This window comes from Streptomyces musisoli (assembly GCF_016741855.1).
Lineage (GTDB): Bacteria > Actinomycetota > Actinomycetes > Streptomycetales > Streptomycetaceae > Streptomyces > Streptomyces musisoli.
This window is the reverse complement of record NZ_JAERRH010000062.1, coordinates 1-3,499: the sequence shown is the minus strand read 5'-3', so window position 1 is coordinate 3,499 and position 3,499 is coordinate 1. Positions and strand designations below refer to the sequence as shown.

Here is a 3,499-nt window from a genome sequence, read left to right as displayed (position 1 = left end):
GCGGGGCGCCGCCTGCCTCAAAACCTTTTCTCACCAGCTCGAAACGCGATCACGATCCGGCCTTCCAGGGATGCGACCTTGCCGTCACCCGGCCGCATGCGCAGCCCGCGACGTCCTGGACGAGGTCGGGCACGGAGCCGCGGACACCGGCGAAATGGACGCAGTCGCATGCGCGGTGTCGACGCCCTCGCCCAGGACCTTCACCGGCCCGGGAAACTCTTCTCCACGATGGTGCCGTCCACGGTGCTGCCGGGGGCGAACTCACCGAGCACACGGCGCCGGTGGTCGCCACACAACCAGTCCGCCACACCGTACGCGGGCCACCAGGCAGGGCAACTCTTGCTGCCGCGTCGCCCGTTGGCATGCTGGTGGTGTGCCCTGGGCCGCCAGGGCCCGGTTGTCATCACGTTGCGACGGGGGCAGAAGCGATGATCGAAACAGTGTTCAGGACCGAGGACTTATCGGTGACCGACCGGGTCGACGCGTGGCGGGAGAAGTTGTCCCAGATACACGCGCCCGTGGACCTGGCCTGCCGTCCCGACTCCGACTTCCGCGCACAGCAGCGTGTCGTCCAACTGGGAGGCGCCCTCGTGTGGTCCTCGGCCTGGTCGCCTCAGACCATCAGGAGGACACCGCGGCTCATCCGCCACTCCGACCCGGAAGTGGTCCATCTCTCGCTGATCACCAGGGGCGCCGTAGGTTTCCGGGTGGGCGGCCCGGACGCCCTGTACGGCCCGTACGAGCTCCGTACCAACGACTCCTCCCGACCCTTCGAGATCCTCATGGGCCCTCAGGGGGAAGTCGTGGACGCCGTGAGCGTCGACGTGCCCCGAGCACGCCTGCCCCTGTCCTCGGACGATCTCGACCGGGTGATCGGTCACCGGATGACGGGACAGGAGGGCGTCGGGGCCCTGCTGGCGGCCTTCCTCACCACCCTGACGGACGATACCCGTTCGTACACCGCCGCCGACGTGCCCCGGCTGGAGACGATCGTTGTCGACCTGCTCGCGGCCGTGTTCGCGAACGCGCTCGACGCCATGGACTGCCTGCCCGCGGAGTCCCGGAGGCGGACCCTGACCTTGCGTGTCCAGGCGTTCATCCGCAACCACCTGCACGACCCCGATCTGACGCCGGCCACCATCGCCGCCGCGCACCACATCTCGACCAGCCATCTCCACCGGCTGTTCCAGGACAGCGGAACCACGGTGGCCGGCCTCATCCGCCACCTGCGTCTGGAGCGCGCCCGCGAACAGCTCGCCGACCCCGCCCGGAGCGACGTCCCCGTACATCTCGTCGCCGTGCGATCGGGCTTCGAGCACCATGCGGTCTTCACACGCGCGTTCCGCTCGGCCTACGGCATGTCGCCCCGCGACTACCGTCGCTGTGCCCTGCTCCACGAAGCCGGCGGCGATCTCGCAACGGACTGAGTGCGGACAGATCGTCAAACAGGCGTGGACTGTGCGTCAACATGTCCGCATCCGCGACCCGGAGGATGACACCAACCGCCTGAGGCACCTAGGCACCTCGGAACTGCCCCCCCCCGGACGACCCGGGGGAGCAGCCGGGGATCGCACGCTTTGAGGCGGCAACGGACAAGCGTGACAACAAGGAGGGATGAGCAGTGAGGAACAGCCTGGCCGCGGCGGCTGCCGCAGTGGGGATGACCGCATCGTTGCTGGCTCTCGTGCCGGCGACCACGGCGAACGCGGGACCGCTGATCTGCGACCCGGGAAGTCACAGGGTGGACTGGGTCACCACGAGTCGGACCCGGGTGCTCACCCACAAGGTGAAGGGGTACGAGAAGGAGTACACGGGCGGCAGCCGCACGATCACGAAGACTCTCGAGCACTCGAAGACGCTGACTTCCGGGCGCAGCGTCGACTCAGGGGCTTCCGGAGGGTTCGGAGTAAAGGGGATCCTGATCAGCTTGGATGCACACGTCAACGGCAGCTACGTGCATGAGAAGGGCCACACCACGACGCGAAGCGTCAGTGTCTCCGACACATTGACGAAGAAGGGCCGGTACTTCTTCTACCTCGGCAGGCTCAAGGCCTCGGGGTACTGGGTCGGGTACCGGTGCGACGGCGGGACCAAGTGGATCCAGCAGGCCCACGGCCGGGCGAGGAGCTACGGTGCCGCGATAGACGGCGCCGTGCGCTGCGGCGAGCGGGTGAGCAAGAAGAGCATGGCCTACCTGGTGAAGAAGAAGTACTGCTGACCGAAGTCGCCAGTCGACACAGCCGTCCCCGCCTCCAGTCCCATGATGACAGGCGCGGTGCACGAAGTGGGCCCGGCCAGGACCGTGCCTGCTGATCCTGCTTCGTCGCGCTCGGTGGTGGGGCAGGGGGCGCGCACCGGCGCAGCTGCTCGGCTGTCCGGGCCGCCCTGCTCGAGCCCGTCGTCCAGCTCGCTGTCATCTGCGCCGCCGCGGCCAGGCCGCCCAGGCACTCACCCTGAACCTGCGCTTCGCGGGCGGCACCCCTGGCAGAAGACCAGGGATCCGATGCGGCCCGCGGTGCGTCGGGGTGGGCAGCATTTTGAGCCGAGCCCGGCCCGGGAGGTGGAGAGCCGCCGGTTGCCGATCCGTGTACCGCTCGGCGTCACGACAGTTGCTGCGATAACCTCGGGCGATGGACCAGGTGTTGGACGAGGGACCGTTCTTTCACGGTACAAAGGCCGAGCTGCAGGTCGGAGATCACCTCACCGCCGGTTTCCGTTCCAACTACCGGCCCGAAATCGTGATGAACCACATCTACTTCACCGCGTTGCGCGACGGCGCGGGACTCGCCGCCGAACTCGCCGCCGGCGAGGGAACCCCGCGCGTGTATGTCGTCGAACCGACCGGGAAGTTCGAGAACGATCCCAACGTCACCGACCGGAAGTTCCCTGGCAACCCCACCCGCTCCTATCGCAGCAGGGAACCGCTCCGGATCGTTGGCGAGGTCACCGACTGGACGCGACTGACACCCGAAGCTCTCCAGATGTGGCGGGACAGGCTGGCCGCAATCCGTCTGGACGACCGCGCCGAGATCATCAACTAGAGGTCGTCCTGTAGTCGCTGGTCACGCGAGACGTTCTTTTCCTGTGCCCGGTGTGATCACGGCGTCGGAGCCGTCCCGGACAGCCCCCGCTCACCGTGCACCTCAAGGGTGCGACGGTGGTCGGCTCATCGCCCGTCCACGGACCGGATCGGCCGGCACCAGCGGCTCGATCCGCTCCCCATCGCATCACTGATCACTGATCACTGATCGGACAGACACATCCGACCAACTGAGACCAACTCACCAGAGAGACCGACGCTAGGAGTTGTGAGGGTTGGGGATGGTTTCACGTAGGCGGTCGAGGAGAATCCGGGCCGCGGGGCTCGAAGGGCCGCTGGCCCGCCAGGCGAGCGCGATGCGGCCACGCATCTCGGGCCGGACGATCCGCACGATGCGAAGGTGTCCGTCGAGTCGGGAATCGTTCTCACCGGCAGTTGACTTCCGCTCCCCGGGCTAAG

General features: G+C 67.6%; 3 protein-coding genes. All 3 read left to right on the top strand.

Annotation, left to right across the window (positions count from 1 at the left end; all coding sequences use genetic code 11):
• The first annotated feature begins 428 nt into the window (after positions 1-428).
• A complete protein-coding gene (locus JK361_RS40360; RefSeq protein WP_201828180.1) occupies positions 429-1,427 on the top strand; it encodes a helix-turn-helix domain-containing protein in 999 nt (332 codons plus the stop codon).
• A 194-nt stretch (positions 1,428-1,621) separates the two neighbouring features.
• Positions 1,622-2,218, top strand: a complete 597-nt coding sequence (locus JK361_RS40355; protein WP_201828178.1) for a hypothetical protein — start codon at positions 1,622-1,624, stop codon at positions 2,216-2,218.
• Between the two features lie 412 nt (positions 2,219-2,630).
• Positions 2,631-3,041: an NAD(+)--rifampin ADP-ribosyltransferase gene (gene arr / locus JK361_RS40350; RefSeq protein WP_201828176.1), complete on the top strand. Its 411-nt coding sequence runs from the start codon at positions 2,631-2,633 to the stop codon at positions 3,039-3,041.
• Positions 3,042-3,499 lie beyond the last annotated feature (458 nt).

What these genes read in the sequence shown, in the direction of transcription:
- arr (WP_201828176.1), top strand. Translation starts at nt 2,631, where the DNA reads ATGGACCAGGTGTTGGACGAGGGACCGTTCTTTCACGGTACAAAGGCC.
- JK361_RS40360 (WP_201828180.1), top strand. Translation starts at nt 429, where the DNA reads ATGATCGAAACAGTGTTCAGGACCGAGGACTTATCGGTGACCGACCGG.